Origin of the sequence: Massilia sp. DJPM01 (assembly GCF_030348125.1) — a bacterium.
Classification (GTDB): Bacteria; Pseudomonadota; Gammaproteobacteria; order Burkholderiales; family Burkholderiaceae_D; genus Telluria_A; species Telluria_A frigida.
The window spans coordinates 1-14,727 of the sequence record NZ_JAQOZV010000015.1; the positions used below are offsets into that span (position 1 = coordinate 1).

Consider the following 14,727-nt stretch of genomic DNA (forward strand, 5'->3'; position numbering starts at 1 on the left):
GCTTGGCGCGTCCATACCTGCGCCCATACCGGCATATGCATACATCTTCACGGATGACAGGCCTGTGAGCATGCTGCTATGATCGTGCGCTCATGCGCTGCCGGCTATCCGTCGGCAGCTTCCATTAGCGCTCGTGAAAGATGCCATGACCCGTCCCCACATGCTTATCGTCGCCGCCAGCCTGGCGCTGGCCACCACCGCCTTTGCCGCCCCAGCCGCTCCCGCTGGCGCACTGGCCGCATCGAATCCGTTTGCCGAGCCCAGCACCTTGCCGTTCCAATACCCGGCCTTCGACAAGATCAAGGATCATCATTTCCGCCCCGCCTACGAGGCCGGCATGCGCGCGCAGTTGCGCGAGATCGATGCCATCGCCAACCATGCCGAGGCAGCGAGCTTCGAGAACACCGTGGTGGCGATGGAGCGTTCGGGCCAGTTGCTCACGCGCGTGGCCACCGTCTTCGCCGCCCTGCAGGGCGCCAACACCAATCCGGCGCTGGACGCCATCGACAGCGCCATGTCGCCGAAAATGGCCGCGCATAACGACGCGATCTTCCTCAACGCCAAGCTGTACCAGCGCGTCAAGGCGCTGTACGACAAGCGCGCCGAGCTGGGCCTCGATGCGGAATCGGCCTACCTGCTGGAGCGCTATCACAAGGATTTCGTGCGCGCCGGCGCCCAGTTGTCGACGGCCGAGAAGAACAAGCTGAAAAAATTCAACGGCGAAATCGCCAGCCTGCAGACCAAATTCACCCAGAACCTGCTGGCGGAAATCAACGCCTCGGCGCTGATCGTCGATACCCGTGAGGAACTGGCCGGCATGAGCGATGCGCACATCAATGGGGCGGCCGAGGCGGCCAAGAAGCGCGGCCTGAAAGGCAAGTTCCTGGTCGCGCTGGTCAACACCAGCGGCCAGCCGCCGCTGGCGGTGCTGACCAACCGCGCGGTGCGCGAGCGCCTGATGGCCGCGTCGCTGGCGCGTGGCAGCCATGGCGGCAAATTCGACAACCGCCAGGTGGTGGTCAAGCTGGCCCGCCTGCGCGCCGAACGCGCCGCCCTGCTCGGCTACCCGACCTACGCCGACTATTCGCTGGAAGACCAGACCGCCAAGACCACCGGCGTGGTCAACACCTTGCTGGCCGAACTGGCCAAGCCTGCCGTGAACAATGCGCGCAAGGAAGCCGACGATATCCAGAAAGTCATCGATGCTGAAAAAGGCGGTTTCAAGGTCGGCGCGGCCGACTGGGCCATGTACAGCGACAAGGTGCGGGCCCAGCGCTTCAACTTCGACGAGAACCAGCTCAAGCCGTATTTCGAGCTCGACAACGTGCTGGTCAACGGCGTGTTCTTCGCCGCCGGCAAGCTGTACGGCCTGACCTTCAAGGAACGCAAGGACTTGCCGGTGTATAACCCGGACGTGCGCGTGTTCGACGTGTTCGATGCCGACGGCAAGCAGCTGGCCATCTTCCTGGCCGATATGTACGCGCGCAGCAACAAGCAGGGTGGCGCATGGATGAATGCCTATGTGCCGCAGTCGGGCCTGTTGGGCACGCATCCGGTGATTGCCAACCACCTCAATATTCCCAAGCCGCCGGCCGGCGAGCCGACCTTGCTGACGGTCGATGAAGTCAAGACCGCCTTCCACGAATTCGGCCACGCGCTGCACGGCATGTTCTCGAACGTGAAATATCCGCGTTTCTCCGGTACCAACGTGCCGAGCGACTTCGTCGAGTATCCTTCGCAAGTGAACGAGATGTGGATGATCGATCCGGAAGTGCTGGCCAACTACGCCAAGCACTACAAGACCGGCGAAGCGATGCCCAAGGAATTGCTGGGCAAGTTCATCGAAGCGAAGAAATTCAACCAGGGTTTCCTGACCACCGAATACCTGGCGGCCTCGCTGGTGGACCAGCGCTGGCACCAGTTGAGCGCGGCGCAGGTTCCGACCGACGTGCTCGGCTTTGAAGCGGCCGCGCTGAAAGACGCCGGTGTCGATTTCGGGCCGGTGCCGCCGCGCTACCGCACCACCTACTTCTCGCATAGTTTCTCGGGCGGTTACTCGGCCGGTTACTACTCCTACCTGTGGAGCGAAAAGCTGGACGCCGACACGGTTGAATGGTTCAAGGAAAATGGCGGCTTGCTGCGCAAGAATGGCGACCATTTCCGCAACACCTTGCTCTCGCGCGGCGGCACGGTCGACGCACTCGACCTGTTCCGTCATTTCCGCGGCCGCGCTCCGAAGATCGAGCCCTTGCTGAACCGCCGCGGCCTGACCGTCAACTAAGACCAGGCCGCGCTGGCCAAGCCAGTGCCGTCACCGTCACACCGTCGTTCCGCGCCGTCCTGGCGCCGGAACGACGGCGCCGCACCATCCCTTCCCCTCCTCGATTCGCACACCACCATGACCCGTCCCCAACTGATGATCATCGCGGCCAGCCTGGCCGTGTCCAGCTTCGCCTTCAGCGCGCCGGCCAGCGCCGCGCTGGCCGCGTCCAACCCGCTTGCCAAAGCCAGCACCTTGCCCTTCAACTACCCGGTCTTCGACAAGATCCGGATCGAGCATTTCGCCCCGGCCTTTGCCGAAGGCATGCGCCGCGAGGCCGCCGAGGTCAACGCCATCGCCAATCACCGCAAGCCGGCCACGTTCGAGAACACCATCGTGGCCATGGAACGTTCCGGCACGCTGCTCGACCGCGTCAGCGGGGCCTTCTCCATTTTAGGGGCCGGCAACAGCAACGACGCGATCAAGGCCCTTGAGCTCACCCTGGCGCCGAAGGCGGCGGCGCACCGCGACGCCATCAGCCTGAACCAGAAACTGTTCGAGCGCATCGAAACGCTGTACGCCAAGCGCGACAAGCTCGGGCTCGACGCCGAAGCGGCGTTCCTGCTGGAGCGCTATCACAAGGATTTCATCCGTGCCGGCGCCAGGCTGAACGCGGCCGACAAGCGCAAGCTCAAGGCCTACAACGCCGAACTGGCGACCTTGCAAGCCACCTTCAGCCAGAACGTGCAGGGCGAGGCCAAGGCGGCCGCGCTGGTGGTCGACAGCCGCGCGGAACTCGATGGCATGCCGGAAGCGGCCATCGATGCGGCGGCCGCAAATGCCAGCCAGAATGGCCTGGAAGGCAAGTTCATGCTCGCGGTGACCAACACCACGGGCCAGGCCGCCATGGCGGTGCTGACCAATCGCGCCGTGCGCCAGCGCCTGCAGGAAGCGTCCATGGGGCGCGGCAGCCACGGCGGCAAGTTCGACAATACCGGCGTGGTGCTGCGCCTGGCCACACTGCGCGCCGAGCGCGCCGCCCTGCTCGGCTATCCGAACCATGCCGCCTACGTGCTGGACGACCAGACCGCCAAAGATACCGGCAGCGTCAACAAGCTGCTGGCCGAGCTGGTCAAGCCGGCGGTGGCCAATGCGCGCAAGGAAGCGGCCGACATCCAGGCCATGATCGACGCCGGCAAGGGCGGCTTCCAGCTGGCCGCCCACGACTGGGCCTTCTACAGCGACAAGGTACGCGCGCAGCGCTTCAATTTCGACCAGAGCCAGCTGCGTCCGTATTTTGAACTGAATAATGTGCTGACCAAGGGCGTGTTCTATGCCGCAGGTCAGCTGTATGGGCTCACCTTCAAGGAGCGCAAGGACTTGCCGGTGTACGACCCCGACATGCGTGTGTTCGACGTGATCGATGCCGACGGCAAGCCGCTGGCGATCTTCGTGGCCGATCTGTACGCGCGTGCGAACAAGCGCGGCGGCGCCTGGGCCAATGCCTACGTGCCGCAGTCGCACCTGATGGGTACGCGCCCGGTCATCGGCAACCACCTGAACATCCCCAAGCCGGCCGCTGGCGAACCGACCTTGCTGACCTACGACGAACTGCGCACCCTGTTCCACGAATTCGGTCATGCGCTGCACAGCATGTTTTCGGACGTGAGCTATCCGCGCTTTGCCGGCACCGCCGTGCCGCGCGACTATGTCGAATTCCCTTCGCAGGTCAACGAAATGTGGTCGCTCTGGCCCGAAGTGCTCGGCAACTACGCCAAACACTACAAGACCGGCGAGCCGATGCCAAAGGAATTGCTCGACAAGGTGATCGGGTCGAAGCAGTTCAACGAAGGCTACCGCACCACCGAGAACCTGGCTTCGTCCATTCTCGACCAGCGCTGGCACCAGCTGGATGCGGTCCACATCCCGACCGACGTGCTGGCCTTTGAAGCGGCCGCGATGAAGGACGCCGGCGTCGATTTCGCGCCGGTGCCCCCACGCTACCGCTCCACCTACTTCTCGCACGTGTTCTCGGGCGGCTATTCGGCCGGCTACTATGGTTACCTGTGGAGTGAAAAGCTGGATGCCGATACCGTCGAATGGTTCAAGGAAAACGGCGGCTTGTCGCGCAAGAATGGCGATCACTTCCGCAAGACGCTGCTGTCGAAAGGCGGCACGCTCGATGCCATGCAGATGTACCGCAACTTCCGCGGCCGCGATGCGACCATCGAACCGCTGCTGGAACGGCGCGGGCTGAACGCCAGGTAAGCCGGCCTGGACTTCTCAAAAATGCCGTTCGCCCAGGACGGCATTTTTTTCGTCCCCGGCACTTTGGCGGCCGCATGCGGCGATGCGCGATAATGGCGGCACCGATTTCCTTCATGGAGCCAGATTGACCGATATCGCGGTACTGTCAAAACACCTGCAACAGCGCCTGCAAGCGGCCTTGACACCGGACGAGCGCCTGGTCTGGGTCGGCCAGCCGATCGCCCGGCACTATATGAAGCGGGAGGCATACCAGGTCCGTGTGGTGTTTGCAGCGATGGTGGTCTGCGGGCTGCTGTGGATTGTCGGCGGCCTCGCCCGTACGCTCATCATCTACGGCCTCGACTTCGATTTCCTGCCGCTGATCGGCGTGCCGTTTCTGCTGATTGGCGTGCGTGGATTGCGCTCGCCCTCCGATCTCAAGGAACAGGCGCGCTTCGTGGTGTACGCCATCACCAGCGAGCGCGTCATCCTGTTGGGCGGCGACGATCCCGAAACGATCAGGACGTATCGTCCCGTGCAGTTGCAGCAAATCGAACGCACCGAGCATGCCGGCGGCTGGGGCGACCTGATACTGGAAACCGAACACGAATACGACGGTGACAGCTATACGACGAACCGCCACGGCATGCTCGGCATTGGCGGGGTGCGGCGCGTGCATGGACTCATCGCGGCGCTGGCGAAGACGCTGCCGCTCGCGCCCAACACACCGCATGCCAGCTTCCAGCAGTGCCTCATCACGCCCGATATCGGGCCTTTGCCGGACAAGCTGCGCCAGGCGCTGCGCGCGGAAATGGCGCCGGACGAACGGCTGGTCTGGGCCGCGCAGCCCATCCCTGGCAGTTATCTGAAAAGAGGTCTGGCGGAGCAATCCTTTTTTATCGTGTGGACGCTCTTTAGCCTGGTTCTCACCGGGTTTCTGGCCCCGGCAATGTGGGCAAGCAATCGGCCGGGAGACATCGCCCCATTGATGATGCTGTGCGTGCCGTTGATGTTTCTATCGATTGGTATTTACCACCTGTATCAGCCGTTCAAGATGCGCAAGGCTGCGCTCAGCGTGGTGCATGCCATTACCAGCGGACGGGCCCTGACGATCGACGCCAGCGGTCCGCTCGTCACGCGTACCTACGCACCGGCCGGCCTGGTGCATGCCGACTGCATCGGCGGGCGCGCCGACAGCGGCGACCTGCTGCTCGAACCCGCATCGGAGGTGATGTCCAGGAGCGGGAACTGTTTGCAGCGTTATGGTTTTTTGGGCATCGACGAGGTGCGCCATGTCGAGCGCCTCATCGGCCACCTGAAGCAAGCGCCGGTACGTCCCAGCTTCCTTGATAAAAATTGGTATAGCGACAATGCTCTATAATCAGGCACGTCCCTCTTTCCGAACGTTGCCTCTATGCTCACACCTCGCTTTCTCCCGCTCGCGTCCGTCCTGTTGTGCGCCCTTGGATTGGCTGCCTGTACCACCGCACCGGTGCGCCCACCCGAAGTACAACTGACCGAAGAGCCGGGCGAGGGCGGCCCGCGCTGTAGCGGCGCCGATTGCTGTACCGATGCCGACGCGCTCGAATTCGGGCCGCAGCGCCTGTATTGCAATGCGCTGGCGCTGGATAACGAAGGCAAGGCCCCCGCCTCGACGGCGGCCCTGCAACAAGCCATCGCCGGTGCCCGCGCCGAGAAAACCCGCACGCACGATGCTTCCGCAGTGCTGTGCCACGCGTACGGGCTCGACGCCCAGCGCGCCAGCGACAGCGGCGACCCGGTGGCCAGCCGCACCGGCTATGCCGCCGCCGTGCAAGCCTGCCGGGCCGGCTACGGCAAGGAATCGAACCAGGCCGCCCAGGCCATGCTCGACAGCGCCGAGCAGCGCATGCAGATGAAGGAATTCGGCAGCGTCCAGGCCGAGATGGCCGAGGTGCTGGCGCAGGCACGCAAGAACGCCAACCCCCAGCTCGAAGCCGATGCGGCGGACGCGCTCGGACGCATGCTGGGCCTGAAGGGCGACGTGGCCGGCGAGCGCCGCCTGTTGACCGAGGCGCTGGAGCTGCGCCGCAAGGTCCATGGCGAGGACAGCTACCAGGTCGGCATGAGCTATGTGAACCTGGGCGGCAGTTACATGCGCGAGAATGACAACCGGACCGGGCGCGAATGGTACGAGCGCGCCATCGCGGTGTACGGCACCACGCTCGGCATGGCCGACCCGGTGACGCTGGAAGTGCGCGCCGCGCATGCGATGAGCTACAGCGCGGAGCGCGGCCACAAGCGCGCCCAGGAACTGTTCGAGGCGATGCTGCCGCAGGCCGTGCAAACCTTCGGTGCGCAATCCGAGGAAACGGTCGCCATCATCAACGATATCGGCAGCATGCACGAGCATCAGGACCAGAACCCGGCGGCCTTGCTGCGCTACGAGGAGGTGCTGGCCATCCGGCGCGTCAGCATGCCCAATTCGGTCAAGCACGGCCGCTCGGCCATGCTGGCCGCCACCATCAAGCGCCGGGTTGCCGGCTGCGGCGGCGCCAGCGCGCTGGATGCGGAAGTGAGTTCCATCGCCGCATCCTTGCGCACGTCCATGCCCAAGGATGCGGATGCGCGCGATTTTCTGGTCGAGGCCTCGGTCTTCGACGACAAGTGCGCGCGTCCGGCGCCACGCGCTGCGCGCAAGAAGAGGTAAGCCGAGCCCCATGCAGGCCGTCACCCATGCGCCGGCGGTGTGGTCCATCGATGGTTTTCTCGATGTGCGCGAGTGCGGCGCGCTGATCGCGCTGGCCGAAGCGCGCGGCTTCGCGGCGGCCGCGGTCCGCACCGCGCAAGGCGCCAGGCCGATGCCGATGATCCGCAACAACGAGCGCGCCCAGTTCGACGCGCCCGACTGGATCGCCCTGCTGTGGCAGCGCCTGGCGGCGGCCGGCCTGCCCGAACTCGACGGCCAGGCGGCGCTCGGGCTGCCGCGCGAACTGCGCTTCTACAAGTATGCGGCGGGCCAGCGCTTCAAGATGCACAAGGATGGCCCGTGGAGCGAGGATGGATTGAGCAGCAAGCTGACCTTCCTCGTGTACCTGAACCAGGGCTACGAGGGCGGCGACACGGTCTTCAAGGAATTTCGCGTCACGCCGAGGACCGGGTCGGCCCTGCTGTTCGTGCACGACACCTGGCACGAGGGCGCCGCGCTGGCCGGCGGCGTCAAGTATGTGCTGCGCTCGGACGTCATGTACCGCCCGGCCAACCCGCCACAGGATAAGGAACATGCTGGAAACACCTGAATTTGCAGAACAATACACGCGCGCCGAGCGGCTGCGCCTCGCGCTGATCATCCTGCCCCCGGCGCTCGCGCTGCTGCTGGCGGCCAAGCTGTGGTTCTCTCCCTGGCTGGCGGCGTTTGCCGCGACGGCGGGGTGCCGCGACATCGGCGGCGTCAATGGCATCGTGGTGCTGAACTACGGCCTCTTCGTCGGCTTGCCGCTGCTGTTTGCGGCGCTGGCGGGCCTGGTGTTGGGCGTGCCCGGTTACCGCAGCCTGCGCAGCGGACAGTTTCCCGCCCCCGGCACCAAGGTGTTTTCGCCCAGGCGCATCGTGCGTGGATGGCGCGCCACCCTGTACGGCACGGTGCACCTGCTGCCGGCGGGGTACTTGCTGGGCGTGATGATATGGGGCTGTTTTGCAGCGGGCGAGGCGGTGGCCAAGGCGCAGGCCAGCCCCGTCGGCTGCGCTGTCCGCCTTCCTGAAACACCTCACCTGGAAGCACCATGAAAAAACCGATCGCGCACGCCGCGTGCTTGCTGGCCATGTCCGCAAGCGCGTTCGCCTGCGGCCGCGACGGCAGCACCCCGGTGCCGCTTACGCAGCTGGCGGTGCAGAAGGCGACGTTCAGCTTGTCCGAGGATGGGCGTACCGCCACCACGCTCGGTACGCTGAAGAATGCGTCCGCCGGCCGGGTCAGGGAAGTGATGTTCGAGGTGAAATACTTCGACGCCAAGCATGCGCTGGTCGATACCTTCACGCGCTGTGTCGACAACGTGATTGCGCCAGCGGCTGGCGAGGTGGCGTTCCGCATGCGCGAGCGTCTCGACAAACCGGCGGCGTCGTACGTGTCGCAGGAAGTGCGCGTGGTCTCCGCCGAGGCGATCAGTCCGCCCCTGGAAAAATCCGCGCTCAGCCCGTTCATGCAGGCATTCCTGGTCACCTGGCTACCCTTGCTGGCCTTGCTTGGCTTCTTGATCTATTTCATGAAACGCCTGATCGGCAAGCAGTCGGCGACCACCACCGCCCTGGCGCTGATGCAAACGCAGACGGCCCACCTCGGCACGCATGCACGCATGCTTGAGCGGCTGGCGCTGGTTGCCGAAGCGCAGGCACGCGGCACTGCGCAGCCGGCTGACGACTGAACCCATCCGCAAGCCTGGGAACAATGCGGCACGCTTTGTCCGCCGCTGGAGATAGCGCGGCCAAGGCGCAGGCCAGGGCCGTCAACTGCACTGTTCATCCCCTAGACACATCTCACCTCAAAGTACCATGAAAAAATTGATCGTAGGGTCGGCCTGCATGTTGGTCTTCTCGTCTTCGGCGCTTGCCTGTAGTTACCACAACGATTCCCCGGCCAGGGTCGACCAACTGGCGATCAGCAATACCTCGCTCAGCGTGTCGGATGAGCCGCGCATGGTGACGTCCCTGGCAACGCTGAAGAATGCGTCCGTCGACGGCGCCAGCGACGTCATGCTGGAAGTGAAATACTTCGACGCCAACCACGTCCTCGTCGATACCGTGACGAGGCCTGTCGATGGCCTTGTCGTGCCGGCGTCGGGTGAAATTGCGTTCCGTATTCGCGAGCTGGCCGCGCGCGCCAAAGAGGCATACGTGTCGCAGGAAATTCGGGTCGTCTCGGCCGTGGCGATCAAGGCGCACCCCGAGCCGTCAACGATGTCGGTCCTGCTTGACTATCTGTACAGCTGGGGGCCGATTCTGCTGCTGGTTGGCGTGTTCCTTTTCTTTATCAAGCGGGTGAGTGGCAAGGGTTCGCTACAAAACAGAACGATCACACTGCTGGAGTCGCAGAGCGCCCACCTCGACGCGCAGTTGCGTTTGTTGGAACGGCTGGCCGTTGCCGCCGAAGCGCAAGCAAGCCGCTCGGGCCCGCGCCCGGTTGAGCCATCCTGACGAGTGAACATCATGCAACGGCGTACTGTGCTGTTCGTCGGCCTGGCGACCGCCCATGCCTTGATCGCCTGGATCTGGGCCGGTACCAGCATTGTGGGAGCGGCCATCGCCGCCACCATCTACGGCCCCTTGTTCGTCCTTGATGCGCTCAGGCTGCCGGTGTTCGGCAATGGCGCATCCGGCGGCTGGGGCGCGCCATCCGTGCCGGGATGGGTCTGCGTGGTGCTGTTCTGGGCCGCCATCTGGTGGGGTGTGGCGGCTTTGCTGGCGCGCCTGGGTCGTCGCTGATCGCTGCGCATCCATGGTTGACCCAGCCATTCTCTCGATTTGATTAATGTTAAGATAATGCAATCAAAACATCATTGCGACAAAGGTATTATGCGCCGCCATACCAACATGCTCCTTCTTCCCCTGCTGCTGTGCGCAGCCGCGACGTCGCTGGCAAAAGGACCGCAGCTGGCGTCGATCACCGATGCCCAAGCGGCCAAGATCGATGCGGAACTGCAAGTAAAAACCACCAACAAGGCGCTGCAGCAGGCCGTCGCGGAAGCGGCACCGATCATTGCACCGTTCCTGAAGGCGAATTCCTGCCTCGGTGGTTACGACGCCAGCGCGCTCAACGTGTACGCGGCGCCGGGCAAGACCTATCCGAACAACAATTACATCGGTGGCCCGCTGCCAACCATGCGCCGCCACACCAAGGGCGAGTGCGCCACGGTGGTGCGCATCCATGGCTGGGACATGCCGGCCAAGAACGCCCTGCGCTTTGAAGTGGTGTACGTCTCCGACAGCAGCGGCGAGTCGGGCAAGTCGCGCCACGAAGTACAGCGCCAGGCCAGCGGCGAATGGCTGTTCCGTAAATAAGCTTGCCTTTGCGAGGAAACATCGATGGCCCATGTGCGCGCGTCGCTTAAGCGAAAACTGAGCCGTATCCACAAGCGCCAGGAGCGCGGCGCCATGGAGAAATGGGAGCGCCATACCTCGCGCTACTTCCGATATGACGCGGCGCTGCGCATCTTTGGGGCGGGCAAGTTGCATGACGAGATCAATGCGGTCACCGGCCTTGTGCCGACAATGCTGCGTCTGGCTGGCCAGCCGCGCTATCCTCGTTCAGAGCGCCTTAACAAGCACGATCTGTGGTTGCTCTCCTCGCCCCTGGATAGGAGCCTGCCGCTCGACGACCATGTCGACTGGCTGCTGGAAACCCTGACTCCCCACGCCGATTTCCTGCGCGGGGTGATCGCACAAGCCGACTCGGCCGATTTGTGACTGGGATGCCTTTCGGAAGTACCATACCCGATGATTGCCACCGGGAAGTCGACAACCGAGCTGATCAAGCGCTTCGATTTGAAGCTCATGTTTAACTTTACCTGTGTCTGAGCGGCCCTTCCTGCGCGTGCTGGTCACGGGTTCGACCACCTGGGACAACCCCGACACGATACGGCGCGCATTGTCGCCACTGCCGCCGCACAGCGTGATCGTCACCGGCGACACCCCGGGCGCCGATGCCTGCGCGATGGCTGTCGCCACGGAACTGGGCCTGACCGTGCAGCGTATGCAAAAGAACCGCGCCGACCAGCTGGCCTTTCCCGGCGAAGCCTGGCGTGGCCTGAACCAACGCATGCTCGACACCGGCATTGACCTGGTGCTGGCTTTCCACGCGGACTACGGCAAGCCCGGCTGCGCGCGCGGCACCGTCCACATGGTGGAGCTCGCGCAGCGGCGCTCTGCCGAGGTGCGCATTTTCCGCGAGTAATGCGCACGCGCCACGGTCCCCAGCACGCTCAAGCTGGCCGCGCTGCGCGATGGATTACGCCGCCATTTGGGTGTATAAGGACGGTATGGCCTTTCCCCCCCCCACCCCCATAGGATCAAGCGCAGCAATGAGTGTTCACGACTTACACGGTATTACCTTAGAATCACTGTTGACCCGGCTGGTCGCGCATTACGGCTGGGATGAGCTTGGCAAGCGGATCGACATCAATTGTTTCATCAGCGATCCGAGCATCAAGTCGAGCCTGAAATTCCTGCGCAAGACGCCATGGGCGCGGACCAGGGTGGAAGAACTGTATCTGGCGACCACTTTTGACAACTAACGAGGATGACATGTTGAACGACGACACAGCGAACCTGAAGTCGCACCTGAAAACCCTGCATGCCAGCCTGGCGCAGACGGATCAGGTCGATGAAGAACTGCAAGGCTTGCTGATGCAGCTCGACGGCGACATCCAGGCCCTGCTGGACAAGCGTGCTTCCGCTGCCCTGGCCGCCATCAGCGAGGATGCGCTTGCCGAGCAAGCCGAAGCGTCCGCTACGGCGCACGACCCGGCGGCTTACCTGCCAGCCGAACCGGCCGACACCACCACCTACGGGCTGGCCGAGCGCACCCAGGAAATCACTGCCAAATTCGCCGCCGAACACCCGCGCCTGGAGCCCGCCCTGCGCGAGCTGGGCCGGATGCTGTCAAACATGGGTATCTAAGTAGCCAGGCCGCGCTGCTTGCGGGCCTTGCTCCAGCCCCGGCAGCTGCCTGTAAATGTGGCACAAACGTCACAAGTTGTTGAAACATAAGACGTTTTTTCGTTGCAATCGCCCTTGAAAAAGGGCGGAGGCAAGTTGCTCCGGAAGGTTTTCCGGTACAATACCGCCCAATGAACTCCCCAACAAACCTGTTTGCGACCGTCCCGAAACGGTCTAGCCGCGCTCCCGCCGCGCCTTTTCTTCCCATGTCCCGCGCCGAAATGGACGCCCTGGGCTGGGATTCGTGCGATGTCATCCTCGTCACGGGCGACGCCTACATCGACCATCCGAGTTTCGGCATGGCCCTGGTCGGCCGCCTGCTCGAAGCGCAAGGCTTCCGGGTCGGCATCATCGCCCAGCCGGACTGGCTCTCGGCCGAAGCTTTCCGCGTGCTCGGTAAACCCAATCTGTATTTCGGCGTCACCGCCGGCAATATGGACTCGATGGTCAACCGCTACACGGCCGACCGCAAGATCCGCTCCGACGACGCCTACACGCCCAACGGCGAGCCGAACAAGCGCCCGGACCGCACCGTCACCGTGTACGCCCAGCGCGCGCGCGAAGCCTTCCCCGATGTGCCGGTCATCATCGGCTCGATCGAAGCCTCGCTGCGCCGCATCGCCCACTACGATTACTGGTCCGACAAGGTGCGGCGCTCGGTGCTGCCCGATTCCAAGGCCGACATGCTGCTGTTCGGTAACGCCGAACGCGCCCTGGTCGACCTGACCCACCGTCTGGCGGCCGGCGAACACATCAAGGATATCCGCAACCTGCGCGGCACCGCCTTCATGGTGCCGCCAGGCTGGCTGCCCGGCGACGACTGGGGCGTGCACAATTCGACCCGGGTCGACGTGCCCGGCAAGGTCGACGCCCACCACGATCCTTACGCGATGGCCCAGGAAGACAAGTCCGCCTGCGCCACCGACAATGCCCAGCCCAAGGAAGTGGTCAAGCCGATCCGCATCATGTCGCGCGAAGAACGCCTGGCCATGGCCAAGGAAAAGCACGACAAGACCGTGGTGCGCCTGCCATCCTACGACGTGGTCAAGGAAGACCCGGTGATGTACGCGCACACCTCGCGCGTGTTCCACCTCGAATCGAACCCCGGCAATGCGCGCGCGATGGTGCAGGCGCACGGCGAACGCGACGTCTGGCTCAACCCGCCGCCGCTGCCGCTGGCCATGGACGAGATGGATGGCGTGTACGACATGAATTATGCGCGCGCCCCGCACCCGAGCTACGGCAAGGCCAAGATTCCGGCCTGGGACATGATCCGCTTTTCAGTCAACATCATGCGCGGCTGCTTCGGCGGCTGCACCTTCTGCTCGATCACCGAGCACGAGGGCCGGATCATCCAGAGCCGTTCCGAGCCGTCGATCCTGCGCGAAATCGAGCATATCCGCGACAAGACCAAGGGTTTCACCGGCACCATTTCCGACATGGGTGGCCCGACCGCCAATATGTACCGGCTGGCCTGCAAGGACAAGGAAATCGAAGTGTCGTGCCGCCGCCTGTCGTGCGTGTATCCGACCATCTGCGTCAACCTCGGTACCGACCACAGCAAGCTGATTTCCCTGTACCGCAAGGCGCGTGCCATTCCTGGCATCAAGAAAGTGCTGATCAGCTCGGGCCTGCGCTACGACCTGGCCGTGCGTTCGCCGGAATACGTCAAGGAACTGGTGACCCACCACGTGGGCGGCTTGCTCAAGATTGCACCTGAGCACACCGAAGAAGGTACTTTGTCGAAAATGATGAAGCCCGGCATCGGCGCTTACGACGAATTCAAGGAAATGTTCGACCGTTTCTCGCTGGAAGCTGGCAAGAAGCAGTATCTGATTCCTTATTTCATCGCGGCTCACCCGGGCACGACGGACGAAGACATGCTCAACCTGGCGCTGTGGCTGAAGAAAAACAACTTCAAGCTCGACCAGGTGCAGACCTTCATGCCGACCCCGATGGCGATGGCCACCACCATGTACCACTCGCGCAAGAATCCGCTGAAAAAGGTGACGGCCGATTCCGAGATCGTGGAAACGGCCAAGAGCGGCAAGGTGCGCCGTGCGCACAAGGCCTTCCTGCGCTACCAGGACCCGGCCAACTGGCCGATCCTGCGCGAAACGCTGGTCAAGATGGGCCGTGGCGATTTGATCGGCAATGGCGACCGCCACCTGGTGCCGAGCTGGCAGGCGTCGGAAGACGGCGGCCTGGCGGCGGGCGAGCGCAAGCGGCAGACCTCGGGCGCCGGCACGCTCGACAAGTTTGCGGCCGCGCCCAAGCGCAAGACCGAGCGCGCGCTGGCGCCGACGCCCTTCATCGCCCCGGAATCGAAGGTGCGTCCATCGATCCTGGCGACGATCAAGACCAAGCCGAAGGCTGCGCCTGTGGCCAAGGCCGGGGCGCGCCGCAAATAACCCCCGCCGGCACCGGCAATTAACCCCCGTCGCCCCCCCTGGCGCGGGGGGCGACGGCTCTTAAGTCAAGAGCATTCGGCTTACGCAGGCCGTCGCGTTTGCAACACGGATTGTTGTGCC

At 63.9% G+C, this 14,727-nt stretch carries 15 protein-coding genes; all 15 read left to right on the forward strand.

Annotated elements, in window-relative coordinates; all coding sequences use genetic code 11:
• Positions 1 to 145: 145 nt before the first annotated feature.
• The 15 genes from PO883_RS11865 to PO883_RS11935 all read left to right on the forward strand — a co-directional run bounded on the left by PO883_RS11865 (position 146) and on the right by PO883_RS11935 (position 14,607).
• Positions 146 to 2,281: a M3 family metallopeptidase gene (locus PO883_RS11865; RefSeq protein WP_289309949.1), complete on the forward strand. Its 2,136-nt coding sequence runs from the start codon at positions 146 to 148 to the stop codon at positions 2,279 to 2,281.
• A gap of 117 nt (positions 2,282 to 2,398) precedes the next feature.
• Positions 2,399 to 4,528 (forward strand): M3 family metallopeptidase, encoded by a 2,130-nt coding sequence (locus tag PO883_RS11870; RefSeq protein ID WP_289309950.1) that lies wholly within the window; start codon positions 2,399 to 2,401, stop codon positions 4,526 to 4,528.
• Between the two features lie 124 nt (positions 4,529 to 4,652).
• The gene (locus tag PO883_RS11875; protein WP_289309951.1) at positions 4,653 to 5,888 is read left to right on the forward strand and encodes a hypothetical protein; all 1,236 of its coding nucleotides are present in this window, start codon (positions 4,653 to 4,655) and stop codon (positions 5,886 to 5,888) included.
• A gap of 33 nt (positions 5,889 to 5,921) precedes the next feature.
• Complete coding sequence (locus PO883_RS11880) at positions 5,922 to 7,196, forward strand: tetratricopeptide repeat protein (RefSeq protein ID WP_289309952.1); 1,275 nt, start codon at positions 5,922 to 5,924, stop codon at positions 7,194 to 7,196.
• Positions 7,197 to 7,206: 10 nt separating this feature from the next.
• The gene (locus PO883_RS11885) at positions 7,207 to 7,785 is read left to right on the forward strand and encodes a 2OG-Fe(II) oxygenase (RefSeq protein ID WP_289309953.1); all 579 of its coding nucleotides are present in this window, start codon (positions 7,207 to 7,209) and stop codon (positions 7,783 to 7,785) included.
• Complete coding sequence (locus PO883_RS11890; protein ID WP_289309954.1) at positions 7,769 to 8,272, forward strand: hypothetical protein; 504 nt, start codon at positions 7,769 to 7,771, stop codon at positions 8,270 to 8,272. Before PO883_RS11885 ends, PO883_RS11890 begins: the two co-directional genes overlap by 17 nt.
• Positions 8,269 to 8,907, forward strand: coding sequence for a hypothetical protein (locus PO883_RS11895; RefSeq protein WP_289309955.1), 639 nt, complete (start codon positions 8,269 to 8,271; stop codon positions 8,905 to 8,907). Before PO883_RS11890 ends, PO883_RS11895 begins: the two co-directional genes overlap by 4 nt.
• Before the next feature lie 127 nt (positions 8,908 to 9,034).
• Positions 9,035 to 9,676, forward strand: coding sequence for a hypothetical protein (locus tag PO883_RS11900; RefSeq protein ID WP_289309956.1), 642 nt, complete (start codon positions 9,035 to 9,037; stop codon positions 9,674 to 9,676).
• A 12-nt stretch (positions 9,677 to 9,688) separates the two neighbouring features.
• The gene (locus PO883_RS11905; protein WP_289309957.1) at positions 9,689 to 9,964 is read left to right on the forward strand and encodes a hypothetical protein; all 276 of its coding nucleotides are present in this window, start codon (positions 9,689 to 9,691) and stop codon (positions 9,962 to 9,964) included.
• 108 nt (positions 9,965 to 10,072) lie between these two features.
• Positions 10,073 to 10,540 carry a hypothetical protein gene (locus PO883_RS11910; protein WP_289309958.1) on the forward strand — a complete coding sequence of 156 codons (468 nt, stop codon included), beginning with the start codon at positions 10,073 to 10,075 and terminating at the stop codon, positions 10,538 to 10,540.
• A 24-nt stretch (positions 10,541 to 10,564) separates the two neighbouring features.
• A complete protein-coding gene (locus PO883_RS11915; RefSeq protein WP_289309959.1) occupies positions 10,565 to 10,945 on the forward strand; it encodes a DUF4279 domain-containing protein in 381 nt (126 codons plus the stop codon).
• Positions 10,946 to 11,048: 103 nt separating this feature from the next.
• Positions 11,049 to 11,432 carry an SLOG family protein gene (locus PO883_RS11920; RefSeq protein WP_289309960.1) on the forward strand — a complete coding sequence of 128 codons (384 nt, stop codon included), beginning with the start codon at positions 11,049 to 11,051 and terminating at the stop codon, positions 11,430 to 11,432.
• A 127-nt stretch (positions 11,433 to 11,559) separates the two neighbouring features.
• Complete coding sequence (locus tag PO883_RS11925) at positions 11,560 to 11,772, forward strand: VF530 family DNA-binding protein (RefSeq protein WP_167086083.1); 213 nt, start codon at positions 11,560 to 11,562, stop codon at positions 11,770 to 11,772.
• 10 nt (positions 11,773 to 11,782) lie between these two features.
• Complete coding sequence (locus tag PO883_RS11930) at positions 11,783 to 12,157, forward strand: DUF4404 family protein (protein WP_167086084.1); 375 nt, start codon at positions 11,783 to 11,785, stop codon at positions 12,155 to 12,157.
• A 245-nt stretch (positions 12,158 to 12,402) separates the two neighbouring features.
• A complete protein-coding gene (locus tag PO883_RS11935; RefSeq protein WP_289309961.1) occupies positions 12,403 to 14,607 on the forward strand; it encodes a YgiQ family radical SAM protein in 2,205 nt (734 codons plus the stop codon).
• The last annotated feature ends 120 nt before the right edge of the window (positions 14,608 to 14,727 follow it).

Excerpts from the sequence above, each read along its gene's own strand:
- PO883_RS11865 (WP_289309949.1), top strand. The coding sequence starts at position 146 with ATGACCCGTCCCCACATGCTTATCGTCGCCGCCAGCCTGGCGCTGGCC.
- PO883_RS11870 (WP_289309950.1), top strand. The coding sequence starts at position 2,399 with ATGACCCGTCCCCAACTGATGATCATCGCGGCCAGCCTGGCCGTGTCC.
- PO883_RS11880 (WP_289309952.1), top strand. The coding sequence starts at position 5,922 with ATGCTCACACCTCGCTTTCTCCCGCTCGCGTCCGTCCTGTTGTGCGCC.
- PO883_RS11885 (WP_289309953.1), top strand. The coding sequence starts at position 7,207 with ATGCAGGCCGTCACCCATGCGCCGGCGGTGTGGTCCATCGATGGTTTT.
- PO883_RS11890 (WP_289309954.1), top strand. The coding sequence starts at position 7,769 with ATGCTGGAAACACCTGAATTTGCAGAACAATACACGCGCGCCGAGCGG.
- PO883_RS11895 (WP_289309955.1), top strand. The coding sequence starts at position 8,269 with ATGAAAAAACCGATCGCGCACGCCGCGTGCTTGCTGGCCATGTCCGCA.
- PO883_RS11900 (WP_289309956.1), top strand. The coding sequence starts at position 9,035 with ATGAAAAAATTGATCGTAGGGTCGGCCTGCATGTTGGTCTTCTCGTCT.
- PO883_RS11905 (WP_289309957.1), top strand. The coding sequence starts at position 9,689 with ATGCAACGGCGTACTGTGCTGTTCGTCGGCCTGGCGACCGCCCATGCC.
- PO883_RS11910 (WP_289309958.1), top strand. The coding sequence starts at position 10,073 with ATGCTCCTTCTTCCCCTGCTGCTGTGCGCAGCCGCGACGTCGCTGGCA.
- PO883_RS11915 (WP_289309959.1), top strand. The coding sequence starts at position 10,565 with ATGGCCCATGTGCGCGCGTCGCTTAAGCGAAAACTGAGCCGTATCCAC.
- PO883_RS11925 (WP_167086083.1), top strand. The coding sequence starts at position 11,560 with ATGAGTGTTCACGACTTACACGGTATTACCTTAGAATCACTGTTGACC.
- PO883_RS11930 (WP_167086084.1), top strand. The coding sequence starts at position 11,783 with ATGTTGAACGACGACACAGCGAACCTGAAGTCGCACCTGAAAACCCTG.
- PO883_RS11935 (WP_289309961.1), top strand. The coding sequence starts at position 12,403 with ATGTCCCGCGCCGAAATGGACGCCCTGGGCTGGGATTCGTGCGATGTC.